This window comes from Cupriavidus sp. 05L310 (assembly GCF_056398185.1).
Genome location: NZ_JBFTOX010000025.1, coordinates 60,202 through 85,347 on the forward strand (window position 1 = coordinate 60,202; position 25,146 = coordinate 85,347).

Sequence of the window (25,146 nt, forward strand, 5' to 3'; positions counted from 1 at the left end):
CCCGGAAACTACACGACGCAATGCGAGCATAAGACCGTTAAACAATGACTTAATCGATCATTCTAACGTTTTCGGACTGTGATCCGATGACCTAGCGCAACAAACTAACATTTGGTCACAATCTCCGCCCGGACCAGTGCCCGGGCGGGGCGACGCGCCCGGTCTTCAGCGCTGCATGGCCTCCCACACCTTTTGCAGCCGCTTCACCGACATCGGCACCGGCGTGCGCAATTCCTGCGCGAAGAGCGCGATCCGCAGCTCTTCCAGCATCCAGCGGAACTCGTCCAGCCGGGCGTCTTCCACACCCCTGCCCTGCTGCCGCAATTGCGTCTCGGCGCGCTGCCATTGCTGCAACAGCGGCGTGATTTCCTGCAGGCGCTGCGTATCGCGCGCCGGATCGCCCTTGATCTTGTCGATGCGCATGGCGATGCCCTTCAGGTAGCGCGGGAAATGCACCAGCTGCTGGTAAGGCGTATCGGCCACGAAGTTCTTGCCCATCAGCCGCGTCAGCTGCGCCTGCATATCGGCATGCGCAGCGGCAAACGGCTTGGCCTGGATCAGCTTGCGCGGCAGCGTCGCGTATTCGGCCAGCACCGCCCCAACCAGCCGGGCGATTTCCTGCGCGAGCAGGTTCAGGCGCGAGCGCCCTTCCTCCTTACGCGCGGCGAACTCGGCCTCGTTGCGCGGCAGCGGCGCCTGCAGGCAGGCCCGCTCCAGCGCCAGCATCACGATCTGGTCGCGCAGCATTTCCTGCGTGCCCAGCGTCATGTACTGCATCGCCATCTGCTGCAGGCCGGGGATGTTCTTCTCCAGGAACTTCACCTGCTCGCGCAATTGCAGCGCGAACAGGCGGCGCAGCCCGGCGTGGTGGATGCGCACCGCCTCCTGCGGATCGTCGAACACCTCCACTTCGCAATAGGTGGTGTGGTCAACCAGCGCCGGGTAGCCATACAGCGTCTGGTTGCCCTTGCGGATCTCCAGCAGCTCCGGCAGTTCGCCGAACGACCAGCTGGTCAGGTTTTCGTACTGCCCGGCCTCGGCCGCCGGCACATCGCGCGCCGCGATGTTCTGGAACGACTGCTGCGCCTGCCCGCCGAACTCGGCGCGCAGCTGCGCCAGGTTACGGCCCATGTCCAGCTGCCTGCCGTGCTCGTCCACCACCTTGAAATTCATCGCGTGGTGAGCGGGCAGGGTTTCCAGCTTGAAGTCCGCGCGCTTGACCATGGTGCCGGTCTGCTCGCGGATGTCGGCGATCAGCACGTCGAGCAGTTCGCCTTCGCCAAAGGGATTGCGATCGACAAAGCCCGCCGCGTAATCCGGCAGCGGCACGCAATGGCGCCGCAGCTTCTGCGGCAGCGACTTGAGCAGCAGGTGGACCTTCTCCTTGACCATGCCCGGCACCAGCCAGTCGGCCCGCTCCGGGCGCACCTGGTTGAGCGCGTACAGCGGCACGGTCAGCGTCACGCCGTCGCGATGGCTGCCAGGTTCGAAATGATAGGTCAGCGACATATCGACGCCGGCCACCGGCATGACCTTGGGGAACAGGTCCGTGGTGATGCCGGCAGCCTCGTGGCGCATCAGCTCTTCGCGGTTCAGGTAAAGCAGCTTGCGGTCGCGCGCGCTTTCGCTCTGGTACCACTGCTCGAACGTGGCCTGCTGATGGATCTCCGCGGGGATCAGACGGTCGTAGAACGCAAAAATCAGTTCATCGTCCACCAGCACGTCCTGGCGGCGCGACTTGTGTTCCAGATTCTCGATCTCGCGTGTCAGCCGCTGGTTATGCGCGAAAAACGGCAGCTTGGTGTCGAACTCGCCCTCCACCAGCCCGCGGCGGATAAACAGCTCGCGTGCTTCCTGCGGGTTCATCGGGCCGTAGTGCACGCGCCGGTGCTGGTAGACCACCAACCCGTACAGCGTGGCGCGCTCCATCGCCATCACCTGGCCGGATTTTTTCTCCCAGTGCGGATCGCTCCAGCTCACGCGGAGCAAATGGCGGCCCACCTGTTCCAGCCATTCCGGCTCGATCCTGGCCAGCGTGCGAGCGAACAGCCGGCTGGTCTCGATCAGCTCGGCGCCAATGACCCAGCGGCCTACCTTGCGCGCGATCAGCGAGCCGGGCCACAGGTGGAACTTGATGCCGCGCGCGCCCAGGTACTCGCGCCCGCGGCCGTCGGCGTCTTCCAGCTTGCAGCCCACATTGCCCAGCAAGCCGGTGAGCAGCGCCTTGTGCACTTGTTCATAGGTGGGCTCGCTTTCGTTGAGGCGCCAGCCCTGCTCCGTCACGGTGGTCAGCAACTGCGAATGCACGTCGCGCCATTCGCGCAGGCGCACATGCGACAGGAAATTGGCGCGGCACTGGTCCTGCAACTGGCGGTTGGTCTTCTTGTGCGCCACCGCCTCCTCGAACCATTTCCACAGCTTGACCCAGCCCAGAAACTCGGACTTCTCGTCCATGAACTTGCGGTGCGCCTGGTCGGCCGCTTCCTGCGCCTCCTGCGGGCGGTCGCGCGGGTCCTGCACCGACAGCGCGCTGGCGATGATCAGCACCTCGCGCAGGCAATGGTGCTCGCGCGCGGCCAGGGTCATGCGGGCCACCCGCGGGTCGAGCGGCAGGCGCGCCAGCTGGCGCCCGGTCTGGGTCAAAGCGTTGGCGTCGTCACCCACGCTTTCCACGGCACCCAGTTCCTGAAGCAACTGGTAGCCGTCGGCAATGGCGCGGCCCAGCGGCGGCTCGATAAAGGGGAAGGTCTCGATCGCGGTCAGCTTCAGCGCCTTCATGCGCAGGATGACCGCGGCCAGCGAGGAGCGCAGGATTTCCGGATCGGTAAAGCGTGCGCGGCCGATGAAATCGGCCTCCTCGTACAGCCGGATGCACACGCCGTCGGCCACCCGGCCGCAACGCCCGGCCCGCTGGTTGGCCGCAGCCTGCGAAATCGCCTCGATCTGCAACTGCTCGACCTTGTTGCGGTAGGAATAGCGTTTGACTCGCGCCATCCCGGTATCGACCACATAACGGATGCCTGGCACCGTCAGCGAGGTTTCGGCCACATTGGTCGCCAGTACGATGCGGCGGGCATTGGAGGGCCGGAACACGCGTTCCTGCTCCTGCACCGACAGCCGCGCGAACAGCGGCAGGATCTCGGTATGCGGCGGATGGTGCTTGCGCAGCGCTTCCGCCGCCTCGCGGATCTCGCGCTCGCCGGGCAGGAATACCAGCACGTCGCCCGGCCCGAGACGGCATAGCTCGTCCACGGCCTCGACGATGCCGTCGAAGAGGTCGCGATCCTTCGTTTGCGCCGATCTGGGCGCAGCCTCGCCCGGCGCGGGCTTGTCCTTCTCGATCGGCCGGTAGCGGATCTCAACCGGATACAGGCGCCCGCTGACCTCGATCACCGGCGCGGGCTTGCCACCTTGTGCGAAATGCTCGGCAAAGCGGTTGGCGTCGATGGTCGCGGACGTGATGATCAGCTTCAGGTCAGGCCGCTTCGGCAGGATCTCCTTCAGGTAGCCGATCAGGAAATCGATATTGAGGCTGCGTTCATGCGCCTCGTCGATGATGATGGTGTCGTAGGCCCGCAGCAGCGGATCGGTCTGCGTCTCGGCCAGCAGGATACCGTCGGTCATCAGCTTGACCGAGGCACCGGGCGACATGGTGTCGTTGAAGCGCACCTGGTAGCCCACATGCTCGCCCAGCGGCGTGCCGATCTCCTGCGCGATCCGCTTGGCCGTGGAGGTGGCCGCGATCCGGCGCGGCTGGGTATGGCCGATCAGGCCACCGCCGCCATCCGCGCCCGGGCCGCGCCCGATCGACAGGCAGATCTTGGGCAACTGGGTAGTCTTGCCGGAGCCGGTCTCGCCGGAAACGATCACCACCTGGTTGGCCAGCAGCGCTTGCGCGATTTCCTCGCGGCGGGCCGATACCGGCAGCGCCTCGGGGAAGCTGATGGGCGGCAACGGATTGGCCTGGCGAACCGGACGGCGCGCTTCACCCGGCGCACGTTCCTGGCGCTCTGCCCTGTCCTGACGCTCCTGGCTTCCGGGCGGCGCGGCGCGGCGCGGGCCGGCCTCGCGGCCTTCCCGTGGCGGGCGTGGCGGCGTGGCCGTGCCATTCGTGGGACGCGGACGGGCGGGCCTGTCCTGGCGCGGCTGTCCTGGCGGGCGTTCGGCGGGTGCGCCGGCTTGGGCCGGGGAGCCGCCTGCCGGCTGGGGTGGATGGCGCCCCTCCTGCCGTCCGGACGGGCGCTGCTCGCGGCGCCCTTCCTGGCGCTCGCCGGCTACCGGCGCAGCGGCGACGGCAGGCGCGCGGGCCTGCCTGGCGGCGGGCTGATTAGCGGGCTGGGCGGGAGACGGGGCGACCTTGGGCGCCGGCTGGCCGGCATCGGTTTTCCGATCCGGCGACAAAGGTTTGGCGGGGCGTTGTGCTGACATTGGCCGGGATTATAATCCGCGGCATGAATGCAAGAACCGACACGCTAGCCGACGCGCCCGCGCCGTCCGAAAAGGACGAGCCCCTGCCCGTCACGGACCCTTCCGCGCCACCCGCGCCTGCTGTCTGCGCCGACCCGGTCGAGCGCGGCGGCCCCGACCACCAGCAGTTCGTCGACTGGCTACGAGCGGTCGCGCCCTATATCCACGCCTTCCGCGGCAAGACCTTCGTGATCGCCTTCGGCGGCGAACTGGTCAAGGCCAACATCCTCAATGCGCTGGTCAACGACGTGGCGCTGTTGCACGCCATGGGCATGCAGATCGTGCTGGTACACGGTTCGCGCCCGCAGGTGGAAGAACAGCTCGCGCTGCGCCACGTCGAGTCGCAATTCACCGACGGCGTGCGCATCACCGACAACGCCGCGCTCGAATGCGCCAAGGAAGCCGCCGGCGAACTGCGCCTGGACATCGAGGCCGCCTTCAGCCAGGGCCTGCCCAATACGCCCATGGCGGGCGCCCAGCTGTCGGTGATCTCGGGCAATTTCGTTACCGCGCGCCCGCTGGGCATTGTCGACGGCGTGGACTACCAGCATACCGGCCTGGTGCGCAAGATCGACGGGGAGTCGGTGCGCATGTCGCTGTCGCACGGCAAGATCGTGCTGCTTTCGCCACTTGGCTTCTCGCCGACCGGCCAGGCCTTCAACTTGTCGATGGAAGACGTGGCCAGCGCCACCGCCATCGCGCTGAAGGCTGACAAGCTGGTCTTTATCACCGAGGTGCCCGGCGTGCAGGACGCGGTCGGCAAGCTGATGCCGGAAATGTCGCTGCGCACCGCCATCGAGCGGCTGCAGAACAACCACCTGCCGCCCGACGTCGCTTATTACCTCGAACACCTGGTCAAGGCGCTCAAGGGCGGAGTGCCGCGCGCCCACCTGATCCCCTTCCACCTGGACGGCTCGGTGCTGCTGGAACTGTTCCTGCACGACGGCGTCGGCACCATGATCTCCGACACCGACCTGGAAAGCCTGCGCGAAGCCACGCTGGACGACGTCGGCGGCATCCTGCAGCTGATCGCGCCGCTGGAGCAGGACGGCACGCTGGTGCCGCGCGGGCGTCACCTGATCGAGCGCGACATCGCCAACTTCTCGGTCATCGAGCACGACGGCGTGCTGTTCGGCTGCGCGGCGGTCTACCCTTACCCGCGCGAGGGCATGGCCGAGATGGCCTGCCTGACGGTGTCCTCCGAAGCGCAGGGCACCGGCGACGGCGAACGCCTGCTCAAACGCATCGAGCGCCGCGCGCGCAGTCTCGGCCTAGACCGCCTGTTCGTGCTCACCACGCGCACGGAACACTGGTTCCTCAAACGCGGCTTTGTCCACGCCAACGTGGACGACCTGCCGGAAGACAAGCGCAAGCTGTACAACTGGCAGCGCAAGTCCATGGTGCTGATGAAGAAACTGTGATGGCGGTGGGGGTAGCCTGAAGGCTGGCCTCCGCTTCGTTACAATAGCGGCACCGCAACGGCCGGCTCCCTCGCCGCGCCGGCTACATCACACGATAACAAGGAGTTCCCATGGCCCGCATGGTTCAATGCGTCAAGCTCAACAAGGAAGCCGAAGGGCTCGACCTGCCGCCGCTGCCGGGCGAACTCGGCAAGAAGATCTGGCAAAGCGTGTCCAAGGAAGCCTGGGCCGGCTGGCTCAAGCACCAGACCATGTTGATCAACGAGAACCGCCTCAATATGGCCGATGCCCGGGCACGCCAGTACCTGCTCAAGCAGACGGAGAAGTACTTCTTCGGCGAAGGCGCCGACCAGGCACAGGGCTACGTCCCGCCGCCGCAAGCGTGATTTCCCCTGCCCGCGGCCTTGCGCCTCCGGGTGGGAAGAAAAAAGGGTGCCATTCGCGGCACCCTTTTTTCATGCGCTGGCGGCCCGTCGGCGGGGCCGGTCAATGGTCAATAATCGCTGCGCGCCACGCCATCGGGCGTGCCAAGCAGCAACACGTCGGCGCCGCGCAAGGCAAAGAGTCCCACTGTGACCACGCCGGGCACATGATCGATGGCCGCTTCCAGCGCCTTCGGATCGGTGATCTTCAGGCCTGCGACGTCCAGGATCACATTGCCGTTGTCGGTCTTGTAGATGCCGCCCTCCTTGGTCATCCGCAGGCGGGGCTGGCCGCCAAACGTGGCAAGCTTGCGCGCCACCGCGGCACGTGCCATCGGAATCACTTCCACCGGCAGCGGGAATGCGCCCATCACATTCACCAGCTTGCTGCCATCGGCGATGCAGACAAAACGCTGCGCCACCGAGGCCACGATCTTTTCGCGCGTCAGCGCGCCGCCGCCGCCCTTGATCATGGCGCCGCTCGCGTCGATCTCGTCGGCGCCGTCCACATATACCGGGATCTCGTCGACCTCGTTCAGGTCCAGCACCTTGAAGCCGTGCTGTTGCAAGCGGCGAGTGGAAGCCTCGGAGCTGGAAACCGCGCCAGCGAACCGTTCCTTGAACGCCGCTACCGCATCGATAAAAAGGTTGGCGGTGGAGCCCGTGCCCACGCCCAGCACCGCACCCGCCGGCACTACCTCCTTGACATAGTCGGCCGCGGCTTGCGCCACCAGCGCCTTGAGTTCATCCTGTGTCATGACAACAGCCCGTCTGCTTTGGGGGAAACCGCATAGTGTACCGGATTGCCGTGGCATCGCAGGTGCTGGCGCGTACCGACGGTACAATGCCCCGAGGCATGCATCAGCGCGGCGTCCGGGACCTGCCGCTTCGGTCCCGCGCCATCACCAAACCTTTATAAGCAACTCACTGACCATGAACCAGCTCGATCAGCTCAAGCAGTTCACCACCGTGGTGGCGGACACCGGCGATTTCCAGGTGATGAAGCAGTACACGCCGCAAGACGCCACCACCAATCCCTCCCTGATTCTCAAAGCCGTCCAGAAGACCGAGTACCGCCCGCTGCTCGAAAAGGCCGTGCGCAGCCATGAAGGCACCGACGCGGTCATGGATGCCCTGCTGATCGCCTTCGGCTGCGAAATCCTGGCCATCGTGCCGGGCCGCGTCTCGACGGAAGTCGACGCCCGCCTGTCCTTCAACACCGAAGCCACCGTGGCCAAGGCGCGCCACCTGATCTCGCTGTACGAGCAGCGCGGTATCGCCCGCGAACGGGTGCTGATCAAGATCGCTTCCACCTGGGAAGGCATCCGCGCCGCCGAAGTACTGCAGCGCGAAGGCATCCGCTGCAACATGACGCTGCTGTTCTCGCTGGCGCAGGCCGTCGCCTGTGCCGAGGCCGGCGCGCAACTGATCTCGCCCTTTGTCGGCCGCATCCTGGACTGGCACAAGAAGCAGGCCGGCGACAAATGGGATGCCGCCGCCAACGCCGGCGACAACGATCCCGGCGTGCGCTCGGTGCGCCAGATCTACGACTACTACAAGAAGTTCGGCTACCCCACCGAAGTGATGGGCGCCAGTTTCCGCAGCACGGAGCAGATCCTGGCGCTGGCCGGATGCGATCTGCTGACGATCAGCCCGGACCTGCTGGAAACGCTGGCCGGCAGCGCAGGGACGGTCGAGCGCAAGCTGTCGGTCGACCAGGCGCAGGCCGGCAATATCGCCCGCATCGCGTGCGATGAAGCCGCCTTCCGCTGGCAGCTCAACGAGGATGCGATGGCGACGGAGAAGCTGGCCGAGGGAATTCGCGCGTTTGCCGCGGATGCGGTGAAGCTGGAGGCGTTGATTACGGCTTGAGGGTAGCGGCGCCACGCCGGCTGGTCGGCGCTCGGGCGGCACTGACCAGTTGATATGCAGGCCTGGATACAAGGCGAAATCCTGCATGCGGGCGGCCACCACGATCACGTCCCCCGCAGCTCTCGCTGCCGTATCGATGGGTTGCGGCATTTTGAGAATCAGGCGGCGAAGCGGTTCAGGCCGGCGCCGCCGGAGCGCCGTCCCACAGCAAGGGCAAGACTACCCCGGCCGGTCCCCGCAGCACGGTGTCAGCGGTCTGGTCCAGCGCCGACGGCTCGGGATTGACCACGATGACGTGGGCGCCATGATCCTTGGCGGCACCGGGCATGCCGGCGGCCGGATAGACCAGGCCCGAGGTGCCCACCACCAGGCAAAGGTCGCAATTCTCGGCCGCGTGCTCTGCACGATAGCGCGCCACGCGCGGGAGTTCCTCGCCAAACCACACCACGCCGGGACGCATCATGGCGCCGCAGATGGCACAACGCGGCGGCATGCCGGGCGCGGCGGTCGCCGGGTCGCAACGGCCGCAGCCGTCCAGCCATTTGTTGGCGAACAGGTTGCCATGCAACTCGATCGCATCGGGGCTGCCGGCACGCTGGTGCAGGCCGTCCACGTTCTGCGTGACGAGGGTGACAGCCTTTTGTGCCGCGAGTGCCGCGATGGCGAAATGCGCCGGGTTCGGATGCGTTGCCGCCACCAGCTCGCGCCGGTGCAGGTACCACTCCCACACCAGCGCAGGCTGGCGCCGGTAGGCATCTTCCTGCGCCAGTTCCTCGGGATTGAATCGCGACCACAGGCCGGTCATGGCATCGCGGAACGTGGGCACGCCGGACTCGGCGGAAACGCCGGCTCCGGTCAGCACCATGACATTGCCGGCCCCGGCGATCAGGCGGCGCGAGGCTTCCAGTGCCTGCGCGTCAAGGTCCGCCGCCATGCCGTCAGCGCGGCAGGCGGCGCTGGCGCACCGCTTCATAGAGGCACACGCCACTGGCTACCGAGACGTTCAGGCTTTCCACGCCACCAGCCATCGGGATGCCGACCAGTTCGTCGCAGGTTTCGCGGGTGAGGCGGCGCATGCCCTCGCCTTCGGCGCCCATAACCAGAGCCATCGGGCCCTTGAGGTCGACGTCGTAGATCGTCTTCTCCGTGCCGTCCGCGGTGCCGATCACCCAGATGCCGCGCTCCTGCAGTTCGCGCAGGGTGCGCGCCAGGTTGGTGACAGTGATGTAGGGGACGGTTTCCGCCGCGCCGCTGGCCACCTTGGCCACCGTGGTATTCAGGCCCACGCTGCGGTCCTTGGGGGCGATCACCGCATGCGCGCCGGCGCCGTCGGCCACGCGCAGGCAGGCGCCCAGGTTGTGCGGATCGGTAACGCCGTCCAGCACCAGCAGCAAGGGCGTGCCCTCGATGCCGTCCAGCAGTTCGTCGAGATTAAGGGCCAGCGCCACGTCTTCAGCGCGGGCGACCACGCCCTGGTGACGGTCGGTGCCGGCCATGCCGCGCAGGCGCTCGGCGTCCACCGGGTGCAGGCGAACGTTAAGGCTTTCGGCAAGGCGGATGAAATCCTGCATGCGGCGGTCACGCCGCGCGGATTCTACGTAGACATCGGTGACGCCGGCGGCGTCCTGGCGCAGGCGCGCGGTGACGGCGTGAAAGCCGATCAGGAGTTTTTGTTTAGCCATGGCGGGATTGTACATTCCCGCCATGGCTTGGCCAGTTGCCGGGGCCGCTTGGCGCTGCCCCGGCAACTACCCGCCATCAGCGCTTGCGCGACGCGCGGCTGCTCTTGCCGGCCGGCTTGGCACCGGCCTTGTGGGTCGAGCCCAGGTGCTGCGGCTTGGGCTTGGCGGCGCGCTTGGCCGGTTTGCCGCCGGCCTTGGCGCCCTGCCCCACATGCGGCTTGACCGGCGTCATGACGGCCTCGAACACCGATTGCTCTTCGATCACGCGATCCAGCGTTTCGTCGAACGACTCTTCCGGCTTGGAGCTGCCGCCCAGCAGGGCTGCCAGCTGGCGGCCTTTCTTGCGCGCGGGCACGGCGTGCGCGGCAGGCACCCTGGGCGCGGCCTCGGTGGTCGGGACGCGGGCGCGCAGGTTCTTGGCCGACGGCTCCTGCACCAGGCGGAAATCGATCTTGCGGGCATCGAGATCCACGCGCGAAACCTGCACGCGTACGCGGTCGGTCAGGCGGTAGCGGATGCCGGTACGCTCGCCGCGCAGTTCATTGCGCGCCTCGTCGTACTGGAAGTAATCGCTGCCCAGCTCGGTGACATGGACCAGGCCTTCCACATAGAGCTCATCGAGCTGCACGAAGATGCCGAACGAGGTAACGGAGCTGACGGTGCCCGAGTACTCGCTGCCGAGCTTGTCACGCATGAAGTAACACTTGAGCCAGGCTTCCACATCGCGCGAGGCTTCGTCGGCGCGGCGTTCATTGGCCGAGCAATGCAGGCCAAGCTCATCCCAGATGGCTTCATTGCGCTTGGCGCGCGCTGCGGTCTGCTCTGCCTTGGCCGCGGCATCCTTGGCTTGCAGGCGGCGCGCCTTGGGTGCGATCGCGGTGTTCAGCGCGGTACCCGGCGCAAATGCCGGTACGTACTTGGTATGCGCCAGCACGGCCTTGATCGCGCGGTGCACCAGCAAATCCGGGTAGCGGCGGATCGGACTGGTGAAGTGGGCGTAGGCCTCATAAGCCAGGCCGAAGTGGCCGATATTGTCGGGGCTATAGACCGCCTGCTGCATCGAGCGCAGCAGCATGGTCTGCAGCATGGGCGCATCGGGACGGCTCTTGATCTTGTCCATCACTTCGGCGTAATCGGCCGCCTGCGGCTTGTCGCCGCCAGCCAGCGAGAGGCCGGCCGAGCGCAGGAACTCGCGCAGGTTCTTCAGCTTTTCCTCGCTCGGGCCGGCGTGGATCCGGTACAGCGCGGGATGCTTGAAGCGCTCGAGGAAATCGGCTGCGCACACGTTGGCGGTCAGCATGCATTCCTCGATCAGGCGGTGGGCATCGTTGCGGGTACGTGGCAGGATCTGCTCGATCTTGCCCTGCGCATTGCACACGATATACGTCTCGGTGGTGTCGAAGTCGATCGCACCACGCTCGCGCCGCGCCTTCAGCAGGACCTGGAACAGCTCATACAGGTTCTGCAGGTGCGGCACCAGGTCGGCACGCTTGTGCGCCTCCGGCCCCTTGGTATTGGACAGCACCGACCAGACCTCGTTATAGGTCAGACGTGCCGCCGAATGCATCACGGCGGGATAGAACTGGTAGCCCTTGAGCTCACCCTTCGCGGTAATCACCGCGTCGCACACCATGCACAGACGGTCGACTTGCGGGTTAAGCGAGCACAGCCCGTTGGAGATCTTCTCCGGCAGCATCGGGATCACGCGCCGCGGGAAATACACGGAGGTGGCGCGGTCCAGCGCATCGGCGTCCAGCGGCGTGCCCGGGCGCACGTAGTGCGACACATCGGCAATCGCCACCACCAGGCGCCAGCCCTTGGCGCGGCCGATCTTGACGGGCTCGCAGTAGACCGCATCGTCGAAGTCGCGCGCGTCTTCGCCGTCGATGGTCACCAGCGGCACGTCGCGCAGGTCGATGCGGTGTTCCAGGTCGGCTTCGCGCACCTCGTCGGGCAGCGCCAGGGCTTCCTTGGCGCAGGCGTCCGAGAAGGCATGCGGCACACCGTACTTGCGCACGGCGATCTCGATTTCCATGCCGGGATCGTCAAAGTCGCCCAGCACTTCGACCACGCGGCCCACCGGCTGGACGTAGCGATCGGGGTAATCAATGATCTCCACGCTGACCACCTGGCCGACTTGCGCCTTGCCCTGGGCCTTGGGCGGGATCAGGATGTCCTGGCTGATGCGCTTGTCTTCGGGCGCCACCACCAGCACGCCGCCCTCGCTCAACAGGCGACCGATCACGTAGCGGTTGGCACGCTCGAGGATCTCGACGATCTGCCCTTCGGGCCGGCCGCGCCGGTCGTAGCCGATCACGCGCACCTGGGCGCGGTCGTTGTGCATGGCCTTCTGCAGCTCGCGCTCCGGCAGGAAGATGTCGTCATCGCCATCATCGCGGATCAGGAAGCCGAAGCCGTCGCGGTGGCCTTGCACCCGGCCGACCACGAAGTTGGGCTGGTGGGCCAGCTCGTAGCGGCCCTTGCGGTTGAGTTCGATCTGCCCGTCGCGCTCCATGGCGGCGAGGCGTTTCTGGAAGCCGTCGTGTTCCTTGCGCGTGACGGCGAGCGCCTTGGCGATATCGCCAGCCGACAGTGGCGACCCGGACGTCCTCAGGACGCCAAGGATTTCTTCCCGACTAGGGATCGGATAGTTATTCTGATTCAATTTTTTCTAGAAATAATTTGACAAACGTTTTGCGGTCGCTATAATGAGCGCTTCGGTTGTTTCGACGCCCGCCCAGGTGGCGAAATTGGTAGACGCACTAGGTTCAGGTCCTAGCGGTGGCAACACTGTGGAGGTTCGAGTCCTCTCCTGGGCACCAGATCAAACGGAAAACCCGCAGCGCTTTCGAGCCTTGCGGGTTTTTTGTTTTCCGGCGTCTGATCTTGCAACTTTGCACTCCCGATTCGATATTGACGCGACTGCGCGACTTGATAAAAACAGCCGCAACAGCGGCCGCTCCGGAGCCTGGAATCCATTCTCGCCTGTTAAGGCGGATTCACTCGCACACGGCCTGGCGCTCACACGAACTGCCAGGGCGCGGCCCGGACGGCGCCGACTGCTGCGCTGCGGGTGAGTGTATCAGTTTCAGTGGCGATCCCGGCATTCTTCCGCCATCCAGACCCCTGAATGTCGTGTTTTTTGACGTTTCCCGGCGCAAACAACACAGTTATTGCAAGTGCGCGCTTTGCCGGGACGTCCCGGCAACCCGGTCGCCGCTTGACGAGTCATCCAATCTGTAACTATTATGGTTTCATATTTCCTCTTCCGCCATGACCACCAGTAGCCGATTCGCCGTCGCTGTCCACATCCTGACCCTGCTGGCCAGCGCGGCCGACCCCCTGCCGTCGTCGCTGATCGCGGGCAGCGTGGGCACCAATCCCGCATTGATCCGCCGCCTGGTTGGTCAACTGGTGGAAGCCGGCCTGGTAAGTACCATGATGGGCAGCAACGGCGGGGCCTCGCTAGCCCGCGCGGCCGGGTCGATCACCCTGCTGGATGTATTCCGCGCGGTGGAGTCGACAACGCTGATCGCCCCACATCACAGCGTGCCCAACCCGGCCTGCATGGTGGGCCGGGAAATCTCCGGGGCGCTGAAGCGAGCCGCCGACCGCGCGCAGGCCGCGATGGATGGCGCACTGGCGGAAATCACGATTGCCGGCATGCTCGCCGATGTGGAGCGTGCCGCGGAGCGCCGCGTGCGCTGATTTTTTTATCCCGATATGTAACCGTAATAGTTTCATATCGATATGAAACTCGTGCCAGGCACGGGTTTGACTATGCTGGCCTCACCCTTTGGTGAAGCAGCCTGACCAAGCAACCATGCAAGGAGTTGAGCATGAAGATCGCAATCATTGGCGCTACCGGCCGCGTCGGCACCCGCCTTATCGACGAAGCGCTGCGCCGCGGCCACACCGTCACCGCCATTGCACGCCAGGCAGAGAAACTACCCACGCGGCAGGGACTTGCCACGTGCAATGCCGACGTGGCCGACACCGAGGCCCTGGCCAGTGCCCTCGCCGGCCATGACGTGGCGATCAGCACCGTGCGTTTCCTGCAAACCAGCGCCGCGCAGATTGTTGGCGCGGCCAAGGCAGCGGCCGTGCCGCGTCTGCTGGTAGTAGGCGGAGCCGGCAGCCTCTATGTGGCCCCCGGCGTGCAACTGGTCGATACGCCGCAGTTCCCCGAGGCCTACAAGGCGGAAGCACTGGCAGGCCGCAACTTCCTGAACGCCTTGCGTGCCGAGACCACACTGGACTGGACCTTTCTCTCCCCCGCCGCGCTGTTCGAGCCGGGTACCCGCACTGGTGCCTATCGGGTCGGTGAGGAAACGCTGCTATCCGATGCCAGCGGCAAGAGCTGGATCTCGATGGAGGACTACGCCATTGCCATGATCGACGAAGTGGAAAAGCCGGCGCACTCGCGCCAGCGCTACACGGTGGCCTACTAAGCGAAAAAAAAGGCGGCTGATCGCCGCCTGCCGCCCTGCTTTGCCGCCGCGGCCATTTCAGCCATGCGGCTGGGGCCGTCCGCAGCTTCAGCCCTGGCTACCGCTGCCAGCAGCATGCTTGCCGCGCTTGAGCCAGGCCGCAAGATTGTGCGGGCGCAGCGTGTCATACTCCTCGAACGGCTGGTGGATCCAGGGGTTCGTCGGCAGGAAGGCAACGTGGTAATCCGGCTTGACCTTCGAGCACGCCTTGTACCACAGCACCGACGAGCGGACTTCCGTCACGGCAGGATAGCGCTCCTGCAAATGGCGGCCCACGCGCTCCAGCGTGACGCCGGAATCGACTAGGTCATCGACCAGCAGGATCTTGCCGGAGAGGTCGCCCCGGGTCATGGTGATGTACTGCGCGATGTCGAGATCGCCCTGCTGCGTGCCAGCCGCTTCGCGATAGCTGCTGGTGGCCAGAATGGCCAGAGGCACGTCGAAAATGCGTGACATCTGGTCGCCCACGCGCAGGCCGCCGCGCGCCAGGCACAGAATCTTGTCGAACTTCCAGCCCGACTCGTGGACGTTCAGCGCCAGCCGTGCGATCAGGCTGTGGTATTCGTCCCAGGAGACCCACAGGTTCTCTTCGTCATTCGATGGCAGGGTCATGATTTATTCTTGGCTCTTCGGCTTGAGGTCTGTCGACCGATAAAGTTTCGGCCCGCTTGCGCGGGCCGATTTGCTCTTGTGCATTTGCCGTCCTGTACCGGCGGCCCGTCAGCCGCGCGGCGCCCTTTCGGGCACAGACAACGTCAGGCCACGTACGGGTGGCGCAGCAGGATGGTTTCGTCGCGGTCCGGGCCGGTCGAGATCATGTCGATCGGGATACCGACTACTTCCTCGATGCGCTTGAGGTAGGTGCGGGCCTGTTCCGGCAGCGCATCCCAGGCCTTCACGCCGAAGGTGGACTCGTTCCAGCCGGGGAATTCCTCGTACACCGGTACGCAGCGCGCCACGGCATCCGAACCACGCGGCAGGATATCGATAGTCTTGCCGTCCAGTTCGTAACCCACGCACAGCTTGAGGGTTTCGAGGCCATCAAGCACGTCGAGCTTGGTCATGCACAGGCCCGACACCCCGTTGATCTGCACCGAACGCTTGAGCGCGGCGGCATCGAGCCAGCCGGTACGGCGCGGACGGCCGGTGACCGAGCCGAATTCCTTGCCGACGTTGGCCAGGCGCACGCCGATCGGATCCTGACGCTTGGGGTTGTCATTGTCGTACAGCTCGCTGGGGAACGGGCCCGAACCCACGCGGGTGCAGTAAGCCTTGGTAATGCCCAGGATGTAGTTCAGGCGGCCCGGGCCAACGCCGGCGCCAGCGGCGGCCGCACCGGCCACGCAATTGCTGGAGGTGACGAACGGATAGGTGCCGTGGTCGACGTCGAGCAGCGTGCCCTGCGCGCCTTCGAACATCAGGTTGTCGCCGGCAGCGTTGACCGCATACAGCTCGGCTGACACGTCGGCCACCATCGGCGCCAGGCGCGGCGCGAAGGCCAGCATCTCGTCCAGCGTCGTCTGGAAGTCAACTGCTTCGGCGCCCAGGTACTGGGTCAGCATGAAGTTATGCAGGTCGAGGTTCTCGCGCAGCTTCTCGGCGAACGCCTTCGGATCGAACAGGTCCTGCACGCGCAGCGCGCGGCGGGCAACCTTGTCCTCATAGGCCGGACCGATACCACGGCCGGTGGTGCCGATCTTGTCGGCGCCACGGCGCGCCTCGCGGGCTTTGTCGATGGCGACGTGATACGGCAGGATCAGCGTGGTCGCTTCGGAAATGCGCAGGCGGTTCTGCACCTGCAGGCCGGCGCTTTCCAGTTCCTCGATTTCACGAAAGAGCGCCTCGGGCGACAGCACGACACCGTTGCCGATGTAGCAAATCGTGCCGGCGCGCATGATGCCCGAAGGGATCAGGCGCAGGATGGTCTTCTTGCCGCCGATGATGAGCGTATGGCCAGCGTTGTGGCCGCCCTGGAACCGCACCACGCCCTTTGCATGATCGGTAAGCCAATCGACGATTTTCCCTTTGCCTTCGTCACCCCATTGGGTGCCGATCACGACGACATTGCGTCCCTGGCTTACTGCAGAAGCGGACATGTTGATTTTGGTCAGTGGGTTAAAAACGTATTTTACTCTCGTTGCAGGTCAACTCCCCGATTTTGGGGAGATCGGCCTGCAACGCGGGGGAATTCCGTGCCCTGGCGCTTGCGCTCAGGTCCCGGCGCTGCGCGGAATCACCGTCCATGCGCCATCCTGGCGCACCAGTTGGCGGTCGCAGTTGAACTCGTCGAGCTGGTGCGTGTGGCCCGGCAGGGACTGGATCACGATCTCGCCGGCCTCGCGCAGCGCCGTGATCGCCGTGCGCAGGGCGGGATCCGCATCCCACGGCGCAAAGATGGCAAAAGCACGCACTTCCAGCGGCGACAGCGAGGCAACCTCGCGCAAATCGAGCGAAAAACCGGTCGCCGGCCGCGCGCGACCGAAGGCTTCACCCACCTTGTCATAGCGGCCCCCGCGCGCCACGTAATTGGGCAGGCCGGCCACATAGGCCGTAAACATCACACCGCTGTGGTAGTGATATCCGCGCAAGTCGGAAAGATCGATATTGACACTCGCGCCGCGGACTTCCGCGGCCAGGGCTGCCAGTTCGTCCAGCGCGCGGCCGATTGCCGGGCTTGCCGGCAACGTGGCACGGGCGCGCTCGATCACCTCCACGCCACCGTACAGCGTCGGCAAGGCCAGCAGCGCGTCGCGCTCGGCCTGCGGCATGCCTTCGGTCAGTTCGCGCAGCGCCGATACGTCCTTGGTTTCCAGCGCTGCGAACAGCGCGTCCTCGATCTTCCGGCTCGACGGCAGGCCGTCCAGCAGCGCTTCCAGGATGCCCGCGTGGCACAGGTCCAGGCGGATTTCCGTCAGTCCCGCCACCTGCAGCGCAGCCAGCATCAGGGCCTGGATCTCTACGTCGGCTTCCAGGCCGGCATGGCCGTAGATTTCCGCACCGACCTGGATCGGCTCGCGGGTTGCACGAAAACCTGCCGGGCGGGCGTGCAGCACATTGCCGGCGTAGCAAAGCCGGGTCACGCCGGAGCGGTTCAGCAAGTGGGCATCGATGCGGGCCACCTGGGGCGTGATGTCGGCGCGCAGCCCCATGGTGCGGCCGGAGAGCTGGTCGACCAGCTTGAGAGTGCGCAGGTCCAGGTCGTGCCCGGTCCCGGTGAGCAGCGATTCCAGGTATTCCAGCATCGGCGGCATGACCAGTTCGTAGCCGTAGGTGCGGAACAGGTCCAGCATGCGGCGGCGCAGTTCCTCGATCTTGCGGGCCTCCGACGGCAGCACGTCGGCGATGTTTTCAGGCAGGAGCCAGTGATTGGACATGGTAAATCTCTTCACTTCACACAGTTGCCGGGCGGCCTGGGCCACCCGTTGAATTACGTTCCCGTCTCGCCCCGGGACACGGGCCAAGCCGGGCACCAGTCACCTGGCGCGGCGGATGAGGCGGCGACGACGCCCGTCGAAGGCATCGGCAGCCACCCCTCCAGCCGGACAAAACCCCGGCAAGCCGGGGTTTTGTCGTATTGCCTGGCGGCCGTGGCCGCCCAGCTTAGCGACGGCTCGCCGGAGGCACTGCCGCCGGCGCCGCGGCGCCGCCCGCCGACCGCATATAGCGGAAGAAGTCGGAATTGGGCTCCAGCACCAACACGTCGCGCTTGTCGCGGAACGTATTGCGGTAGGCCTCCATACTGCGCCAGAACTGGGCGAACTGCGGATCGCGGCCAAACGATTCTGCGTAGATCTGCGAGGCGCGGGCATCGCCCTCGCCCTTGATCTTCTGCGCATCGCGATAGGCCTCGGCCAGCACGACTTCGCGCTGGCGATCGGCATCGGCGCGAATCTTCTCGCCTTCGGCGGCGCCGGTGGAGCGCAGCTCATTGGCCACGCGCTTGCGCTCGGCCTCCATGCGGCGATACACCGATTCGCTGATCGCGGGCAGCAGGTCGACGCGCTTCAGGCGCACGTCGATGATCTCGACGCCCACGGACTGGGCGTAGTCGGCCATCGCGGAGCGGATATTCTGCATCACCTTCTCACGCTCGCCGGCCACCAGCTCCGCCACCGTGCGCTTGCCGAATTCCTCGCGGGCAACGGAGTCGATACGCTGGGTCATGCGGTCCTGCGCGCCACGGATGTTGCCATTGAAGGCCACGTAGAACTTGCGTGGATCGGTGATGCGCCATTTGACGAACCAGTCCACCACCATGCTTTTCTTCTCGGCGGTCAGGAAACGCTCCGAGGCGGCCACGTCGATGGTCAGCAGGCGGCGGTCCATGAAGATCACGTTCTGCAGTGGCGGTGGCAGCTTGAAGTGCAGGCCAGGCTCGTTCACCACCTGCTTGATCTGGCCAAACGCGAACACCACGGCGTACTGCCGCTGGTCCACCACGAATACCATCGACGAGCCGATCGCCAGCACGATGAAGAGGCCGATTACTACGGAAATCAGTCGGTTCATGTCGGGGCTCCTCAGCGCGAATCGCGGTCACGGTTGCGCAACAGCTCGCGCGACCGGGTATCGCTACCGGCTTCCGGCGCGGCAGGCGTGCTGCTGCCGGCCGCGGGCGCCTGCGCGGTGCCGGAACCCGGCGTGCCGCCCTGCGACTGCGCCATCAGCTTGTCCAGCGGCAGGTAGAGGAGATTGTTGCCCTGGCGCGAATCCACCAGCACCTTGGTCGAATTGGTATAGATCTGCTGCATGGTCTCGATGTAGATGCGGTCACGCGTCACCTGCGGGGCCTTGGCGTACTCGGCCTGGACCTGCCGGAAGCGCGAGGCATCACCTTCGGCCTGGGCGGTCACCCGCGCCTTGTAGGCTTCGGCTTCTTCGTTCAGGCGCGCGGCGGTACCCTTGGCGCGCGGGATCACGTCATTGGCGTAAGCCTGGCCTTCGCTGATGGCACGCTCCCGGTCCTGGCTGGCCTTGTTGACATCGTCGAAGGCGGCCTGCACCTGCTCGGGCGGCTGCACGCTCTGCACGTTGACGGAGATCACGCGGATACCGGTCTTGTAGGCGCTCAGGATCGACTGGATGGATTTGGCCAGATTCTGTGCGATCTGCTCGCGGTTCTCGTAGAGCACCGCGTCCATCTTGTTGCGCCCGACGATCTCGCGCACCGAGGTCTCGGCGGCCTGGGTCACCAGTTCTTCATCGCCACCACGATCGGTCTTGTTGTAGAACAGGAATTCGCTCGCGTCCTGGATGTCGTATTGCACCGTGAAGCGGACGTCGATGATGTTCTCGTCCTGCGTCAGCATGGACGCGTCCTTCAGGTTGCTGTCCTTGATCGAAGTGGAGCGCCCCACCTCTACCGAACGCACGCCCGACAGGTTGACGATCTCGGCGGACTGGATCGGGTACGGCAGGCGCCAGTTGATACCGGGGCCCGTGGTGTACTTGAACTTGCCGAACTGCAGGATGACGGCGGTCTGGCCTTCCTGCACCATGAAGAATCCGCTGGCCAGCCAGATGCCCAGCGCGGCGACCACCACCACGCCAGCGCCGATGCCCGAGCCCTTGCCCGGCGTGCGCGCGCCGCCGCCGAAGCCCTGGTTGCCGCCACCGCCGTTTTCCTTGCGGCCGAGCAGGCCATTCAGGCGGCGATTGAAATCGCGCCAGAGCTCGTCGAGGTCGGGCGGACCATCCTGCGGGGGACGCTGGTGCTGGCGATTGTTGTCGCGGCTGTCCTTGTCCTTGTCCTTGTCTTCGTCATCCGGGCCGCCCCGACCCCAACGTGGATCGTTCAACGACAGGATCGCGCGCAAACGCTGCCAGGCCGTCCGCGACGGTGCATGGCCGCCGTTGCGGCCACCTGCGCGGCTGCCAAAGGCATGGCTCGATTCAGAATTCCGGGGAAACTGGGGCATGAAGTGCACGGGTCCGGGATAGTTGGAACAGGGGGATTCTAACAGTCATCGACGCCACATTTTCCTATTTGAGGCAATCTGGCCGCGATTTCCGTCGAACTGGATCAATGCATGTCGGGTTCTTCCGGATTCACCCCGGCGTCTTCGCGATCATGATCGCCGCCGTCATCGTCGTCGTGATAAGCCGCCACATCAGCCAGGCGCGGGTCCAGCGGCGGACGTTCGGGCGGACGTTCGGCCAGCCAGCGCGCCACGTCCACCAAGGCCTCGCGCAAGGTGTCCAGACCGATGCCGTCGCGCGCACTGACGAACACGCGCGTCGGCACGCCGTCCTCATTGCGCTCCACCCTGGGGCCCTGCGCCAGAAGTTCCGGCGCCGCGTCGATCTTGTTCATCACCACAATCTGCGGGATGTCGTCGGCATTGATCTCGGCCAGCACGCGATTGACCTGCTCGATCTGCTCATGCCGCACCGGACTGGAGGCGTCGACCACATGCAGTAGCAGATCCGCGTGCACGGTTTCTTCCAGCGTAGCCCGGAACGCAGCCACCAGCTGGGTGGGCAGATCGCGGATAAAACCGACGGTATCCGATAACACCACGTTGCCCACATCCTCCAGGTAAAGCCGGCGCGAGGTGGTATCCAGCGTGGCGAACAACTGGTCGGCCGCGTAGGCACGCGCCTTGGTCAGGGCATTGAACAGCGTCGACTTGCCGGCATTGGTATAGCCGACCAGCGAGATGCTCAGGGTGTCGTTGCGGGCGCGCGCCCGCCGCTGGGTGCTGTGCTGGCGCTGCAGCCGCGTCAGGTCAGCCTTGAGCCGTTTGGCGCGTTCGTCCAGCAAGCGGCGATCGAGCTCGAGCTGGCGCTCGCCCGGGCCGCCGCGCATGCCGATACCGCCCTTCTGCCGCTCCAGGTGGCTCCAGGCGCGGACCAGCCGCGAAGCCTGGTACTGGACCTGGGCGAGCTCGACTTGCACCTTACCGACGTGGCTCTGTGCCCGCTGCCCGAAGATATCCAGGATCAGGCCCGTACGGTCGATCACGTGGCGTTGCAGGAAACGCTCCAGATTGCGCTGCTGCGCAGGGCTGAGCGTGTGATTGAACACCACCACGTCGGCGTCAAGCGCATCGGCGGCTTCCTTCAGTTCCTCCGCCTTGCCGGAGCCGATGAACAACGCCGGATCCGGGCGCGACCGGCGTCCGGTCAGCGTATGCACCGGGGTGGAGCCGGCGGTCGACGTCAGCAACGCCAACTCGCTCAGGCTTTCCTGGAAATCATGCTTGCCGAAATCGACACCGACGAGGATGGCGCGGGAGGTCTCGGAATTGGAGGTGGCTCTGGATTGCAAACGGGAGGATCGCGAAACGCGAGAAAGGAAAACGGGTTGGAACCGGCTGGGAGGCAGTGGCGGGTGCCGTGAGGCAAGGCGCCGCGGCCCGGGAAGACACTCGAAGCGGGACGCTATCCGCGGCGGCATGCACCAGGGTGAGCATGTCCCTGCTCATGGCCGTTGTGCGCCCAGGATGGCCGGGCATCGTTTGGTGTCGCGCCAGCGCATCTGGCCCCGGCGCGACACCGGCAACTGGCAGCCTTGTCGTGATGCGACCGGCCTGCCGAAAAGACTGCGGAACACTCCGCGAAAGATCAACCTTCAGCCGTTTCGTCCACGCGGAAATTCACTGCGCGGGCCGGTACGACGGTGGAAATCGCATGCTTGTAGACCATCTGCGTCACGGTGTTGCGCAACAGGACGACGTACTGGTCGAACGACTCGATATTGCCTTGCAGCTTGATGCCATTGACGAGGTAGATTGAAACCGGTACGTGCTCTTTGCGCAGCGCGTTCAGGAACGGGTCTTGTAGCAATTGCCCTTTGTTGCTCATGGCACACTCCAAATTTATAGATTTAGTGATAGATGATGGGGACGATGATCCCCGATTCAAGTCAAACGGCGCAAAACCGCGCCAAAAAAAGATCAAAACGGTACCAAGCTAGCATCGTCTCGCAGGGAACCCCCTGCTACCGTGAATTTAGCCTCAGTTCCAAACGAACGCAAACGAAAGTTGGCCGCCTGGGCTCCCGCTGTCCGACTCAATCCTTCGAGTCCGCATATGGGTTTTTGTTCGTACGAAATTCGATGCGAAGCGGCGTGCCCTTCAGTTTGAAAGCCGAGCGGAATCGGTTTTCCAGATAACGCCGATAGGTGTCCGCAATGCCGGAAAGCGAATTGCCGTGCACGATGATGATGGGCGGGTTGGAGCCGCCCTGGTGCGCGTAGCGCAGCTTGGGCCGGGTTGCACCGACGCGCCGCGGCTGCTGGAATTCGACCGCTTCCTGCAGGATCCGCGTGAGCTGCGGCGTGGGCAGCTTGACCATCGCCGCCGCATACGCGTCGTCCACCGAGCGCAGCAGCGCGCTGATGCCGGTGCGCTCCTTCGCCGACACAAAGTGGAAATTGGCGAAATCGAGGAACTGTAGCTTGCGCTCCAGATCGTGCTTGATGCGGTCGCGGGAGTGCCCGTCGAGGCCGTCCCACTTATTGACACCGACCACCAGCGCACGGCCGGATTCCACGATGAAGCCAGCGATATGGGCGTCCTGCTCCGACACATCCTGCTGCGCGTCGAGCAACAGCACCACCACGTTCGCATCGGCGATCGACTGCAGCGTCTTGACCACCGAGAACTTCTCGATCGCCTCGAACACCTTGCCGCGCTTGCGCAGGCCGGCGGTATCGATCAGCGTGTAGGGCTTGCCGCCACGCTCGAACTCCACGTAAATGGCGTCCCGCGTGGTGCCAGGCATGTCGAACGCGATCACGCGCTCTTCGCCGATCAGCGTATTGACCAGCGTGGACTTGCCCACGTTGGGGCGGCCCACAATGGCGATCTTCACGCCACGCTGGGCGCCGTCGTCTTCCTCGGCGAGTTCGGGCCGCTCCTTCACCGCCAGCTCGAGCGCCTCGTCGACGAGTTCGCGCACGCCGTCGCCGTGGGTCGACGAGATGGCATAGGGGTCTCCCATGCCCAGCTCGTAGAACTCGGACACCACGGTGGTGTACTTCATGCCTTCGGCCTTGTTCACGGCCAGCATGACGCGGCGCCCGGTCTTGCGCAGGTAATCGGCGATCACCCGGTCCTGGGGCGCCAGCCCGAGGCGGCCGTCGACAAGAAAGATCACCACATCGGCCTCGACCACAGCCTGGCGGGTCTGCTTGGCCATCTCGGCCACGATGCCGTCCTTGGCCACCGGCTCGAAGCCACCGGTGTCGATCGCGATGAACGGGCGTTCACCGATACGGCCTTCGCCATAGTGGCGGTCGCGCGTGAGCCCCGGCAAATCGGCGACAAGTGCGTCGCGCGAACGGGTCATGCGGTTGAATAGCGTCGACTTGCCCACATTGGGGCGGCCGACCAGAGCGATAACTGGTTTCATGCAATAAACGGAAATGGGGGCCGGCAGATGCCGCCCCCCAGGAACTCCGGAGTGATATGGGTCCGACGGCCGGGCGTCGCGCGCCTGGCCACTTTTCCTGTCGGGCGGCCGGGTTAGCTTTGCAACCCGACCTCGTTCACCTGCACGGCCAGGAGGGCCGTGCTACCGGATTGGCGCCGCCCATGCCGACAGGTGCATGGGCAGTCGCCATGAATATTGACCGCCTCAGTCCGGCACGAAGCCGTAGAGGTTGCCATCGCGCGTCTGCACCACCAGGGACGTGCCCGCCACAACCGGCGCAGCGGTAATCTCGCTGCCATCGGTCTTCAGGCGTGCCACGAACTGGCCGTCCTCACGCGAAATGAAGTGTACATAGCCCTCGTAATCGCCCGCCACCACCGAACGTCCCACCGCCAGCGGCGTGCCGAGGCGGCGGTAGAGCAGTTGATCGTTCTTCCAGCGTTCCGTGCCGTTCTGGCGGTCGAAGGCATGGACCACCGAGCGCTCGTCGCTGGCGTACAGCGAAGCGTCATCCTGCGCAGGCCCGGTCGGAGACGAGAAATCCTTGCCCCATTGCGGCTGGCCATTGGCCAGTTCCAGGCAGGCGATCCGTCCCTGGAACGTGGTGGCGCAAACCTGGCGGCCATTGACCATGGGCTGGCCCGTCACGTCGTTGAGCCGTTCGATCTCGGACACGCCCTTCGGATAGGAAACCGTGCTCTCCCAGCGCAGCACGCCGTTGCCGGGGGCCAGCACGCCCAGCTTGCCGCCGGGGAAGCCCATCACGATACCGTCGCCGGCAAACACCATGCCCATCGACGCGCGCAGGTTGAGCGCGGTCTGCGAGCGCTGGTAGATCCAGCGGCGTTCGCCAGTCTGCGCGTCCAGGCCCAGCACGCGGGTATCGGTCGTACGCACCACCACCAGGCCGTTGCCGACCAGCGGCGCGGAGAGGACCTCGCCATTGACCTGCTTCTTCCAGAGCTGCTTGCCACTTGCGTCGAAGGCGAACACCGCGCCCTTCTCGCCCGCCACCGCCGTGACGGAGCCGTCGCTACCCGGCCCGGAGGTCAGGTCGATGTCGGTCTTGGCCTCCCACAGGGTACGGCCAGTGATGCCGTCGAGCGCCACCACCTTGCCGCCGTTGGAGGACGCATAGACGGTACCGCCTGCGACGGCCGGCTGCAGCGTGTACGGGCCGCCCTTGCCGACGCTGGCTTTCCAGGCCTGGCGCACCGACAGCGTCTGGGTGATCGGCTTGAGTTCGACCGGCGTACGCTTGTCACTCTTGCTGAACAGCGAGCAGCCGCCAAGGCTGGCGACGCTGGCCGCACAAGCGGTGGCCACCACCAGGGCGCGGACGAACTTGCCGTGTTGCTGGTTCTGGGCCGTGCCGGAAAACAATGACTTCATGAGGTTCCGATCCTGAATTGG

Annotated in this window: 19 protein-coding genes and 1 tRNA gene; 6 read left to right on the forward strand and 14 right to left on the reverse strand. The window is 65.4% G+C overall.

Annotated elements, in window-relative coordinates:
• Nucleotides 1-165: 165 nt before the first annotated feature.
• A complete protein-coding gene (gene hrpA / locus AC1DS6_RS19085) occupies nucleotides 166-4,428 on the reverse strand; it encodes an ATP-dependent RNA helicase HrpA (RefSeq protein WP_477102923.1) in 4,263 nt (1,420 codons plus the stop codon).
• Between the two features lie 23 nt (nucleotides 4,429-4,451).
• Between hrpA and argA the strand changes: the two genes are divergently transcribed.
• Both argA and AC1DS6_RS19095 read left to right on the forward strand, forming a co-directional pair.
• Nucleotides 4,452-5,888, forward strand: a complete 1,437-nt coding sequence (gene argA / locus AC1DS6_RS19090; protein WP_045239419.1) for an amino-acid N-acetyltransferase — start codon at nucleotides 4,452-4,454, stop codon at nucleotides 5,886-5,888.
• 110 nt (nucleotides 5,889-5,998) lie between these two features.
• Nucleotides 5,999-6,274: an oxidative damage protection protein gene (locus AC1DS6_RS19095; protein ID WP_035874906.1), complete on the forward strand. Its 276-nt coding sequence runs from the start codon at nucleotides 5,999-6,001 to the stop codon at nucleotides 6,272-6,274.
• Nucleotides 6,275-6,381: 107 nt separating this feature from the next.
• Here AC1DS6_RS19095 and rpiA read toward each other — a convergent pair whose 3' ends face one another.
• Nucleotides 6,382-7,068 carry a ribose-5-phosphate isomerase RpiA gene (rpiA, locus tag AC1DS6_RS19100; protein WP_035874903.1) on the reverse strand — a complete coding sequence of 229 codons (687 nt, stop codon included), beginning with the start codon at nucleotides 7,066-7,068 and terminating at the stop codon, nucleotides 6,382-6,384.
• 175 nt (nucleotides 7,069-7,243) lie between these two features.
• Between rpiA and tal the strand changes: the two genes are divergently transcribed.
• On the forward strand, nucleotides 7,244-8,182 hold the full coding sequence (gene tal, locus AC1DS6_RS19105) for a transaldolase (RefSeq protein ID WP_441637509.1): 939 nt from the start codon (nucleotides 7,244-7,246) through the stop codon (nucleotides 8,180-8,182).
• Between the two features lie 175 nt (nucleotides 8,183-8,357).
• Here tal and AC1DS6_RS19110 read toward each other — a convergent pair whose 3' ends face one another.
• From AC1DS6_RS19110 to rnr, 3 genes are all read right to left on the reverse strand, one after another.
• Nucleotides 8,358-9,116, reverse strand: coding sequence for an SIR2 family NAD-dependent protein deacylase (locus tag AC1DS6_RS19110; RefSeq protein WP_477102934.1), 759 nt, complete (start codon nucleotides 9,114-9,116; stop codon nucleotides 8,358-8,360).
• 4 nt (nucleotides 9,117-9,120) lie between these two features.
• Nucleotides 9,121-9,864 (reverse strand): 23S rRNA (guanosine(2251)-2'-O)-methyltransferase RlmB, encoded by a 744-nt coding sequence (gene rlmB, locus AC1DS6_RS19115; RefSeq protein ID WP_035874924.1) that lies wholly within the window; start codon nucleotides 9,862-9,864, stop codon nucleotides 9,121-9,123.
• A gap of 76 nt (nucleotides 9,865-9,940) precedes the next feature.
• Nucleotides 9,941-12,529, reverse strand: coding sequence for a ribonuclease R (rnr, locus tag AC1DS6_RS19120; RefSeq protein WP_441632062.1), 2,589 nt, complete (start codon nucleotides 12,527-12,529; stop codon nucleotides 9,941-9,943).
• A gap of 70 nt (nucleotides 12,530-12,599) precedes the next feature.
• Here rnr and AC1DS6_RS19125 point away from each other — a divergent pair.
• From AC1DS6_RS19125 to AC1DS6_RS19135, 3 genes are all read left to right on the forward strand, one after another.
• Nucleotides 12,600-12,686: transfer RNA gene (locus AC1DS6_RS19125), tRNA-Leu, on the forward strand.
• A gap of 451 nt (nucleotides 12,687-13,137) precedes the next feature.
• A complete protein-coding gene (locus AC1DS6_RS19130) occupies nucleotides 13,138-13,572 on the forward strand; it encodes an Rrf2 family transcriptional regulator (RefSeq protein ID WP_045239423.1) in 435 nt (144 codons plus the stop codon).
• A 131-nt stretch (nucleotides 13,573-13,703) separates the two neighbouring features.
• Entirely contained in the window at nucleotides 13,704-14,315 is a 612-nt protein-coding gene (locus AC1DS6_RS19135) for an NAD(P)-dependent oxidoreductase (RefSeq protein ID WP_477102924.1), read from the forward strand.
• Nucleotides 14,316-14,402: 87 nt separating this feature from the next.
• Here AC1DS6_RS19135 and AC1DS6_RS19140 read toward each other — a convergent pair whose 3' ends face one another.
• The 9 genes from AC1DS6_RS19140 to bamB form a co-directional block, all read right to left on the reverse strand.
• Complete coding sequence (locus tag AC1DS6_RS19140; RefSeq protein ID WP_477102925.1) at nucleotides 14,403-14,966, reverse strand: phosphoribosyltransferase; 564 nt, start codon at nucleotides 14,964-14,966, stop codon at nucleotides 14,403-14,405.
• 143 nt (nucleotides 14,967-15,109) lie between these two features.
• Nucleotides 15,110-16,450, reverse strand: coding sequence for an adenylosuccinate synthase (locus tag AC1DS6_RS19145; RefSeq protein ID WP_035874886.1), 1,341 nt, complete (start codon nucleotides 16,448-16,450; stop codon nucleotides 15,110-15,112).
• Between the two features lie 114 nt (nucleotides 16,451-16,564).
• A complete protein-coding gene (locus tag AC1DS6_RS19150) occupies nucleotides 16,565-17,728 on the reverse strand; it encodes an ATP phosphoribosyltransferase regulatory subunit (protein ID WP_035874882.1) in 1,164 nt (387 codons plus the stop codon).
• A 226-nt stretch (nucleotides 17,729-17,954) separates the two neighbouring features.
• Nucleotides 17,955-18,863, reverse strand: a complete 909-nt coding sequence (hflC, locus tag AC1DS6_RS19155; RefSeq protein ID WP_441632055.1) for a protease modulator HflC — start codon at nucleotides 18,861-18,863, stop codon at nucleotides 17,955-17,957.
• Between the two features lie 11 nt (nucleotides 18,864-18,874).
• On the reverse strand, nucleotides 18,875-20,272 hold the full coding sequence (gene hflK, locus AC1DS6_RS19160) for an FtsH protease activity modulator HflK (protein WP_441632053.1): 1,398 nt from the start codon (nucleotides 20,270-20,272) through the stop codon (nucleotides 18,875-18,877).
• A 104-nt stretch (nucleotides 20,273-20,376) separates the two neighbouring features.
• Nucleotides 20,377-21,624 carry a GTPase HflX gene (hflX, locus tag AC1DS6_RS19165; RefSeq protein ID WP_441632051.1) on the reverse strand — a complete coding sequence of 416 codons (1,248 nt, stop codon included), beginning with the start codon at nucleotides 21,622-21,624 and terminating at the stop codon, nucleotides 20,377-20,379.
• Between the two features lie 296 nt (nucleotides 21,625-21,920).
• The gene (gene hfq, locus AC1DS6_RS19170; protein ID WP_006157757.1) at nucleotides 21,921-22,160 is read right to left on the reverse strand and encodes an RNA chaperone Hfq; all 240 of its coding nucleotides are present in this window, start codon (nucleotides 22,158-22,160) and stop codon (nucleotides 21,921-21,923) included.
• Between the two features lie 208 nt (nucleotides 22,161-22,368).
• Complete coding sequence (gene der, locus AC1DS6_RS19175; RefSeq protein ID WP_035874870.1) at nucleotides 22,369-23,712, reverse strand: ribosome biogenesis GTPase Der; 1,344 nt, start codon at nucleotides 23,710-23,712, stop codon at nucleotides 22,369-22,371.
• Nucleotides 23,713-23,937: 225 nt separating this feature from the next.
• The gene (bamB, locus tag AC1DS6_RS19180) at nucleotides 23,938-25,125 is read right to left on the reverse strand and encodes an outer membrane protein assembly factor BamB (protein ID WP_441632048.1); all 1,188 of its coding nucleotides are present in this window, start codon (nucleotides 25,123-25,125) and stop codon (nucleotides 23,938-23,940) included.
• Nucleotides 25,126-25,146: the final 21 nt, after the last annotated feature.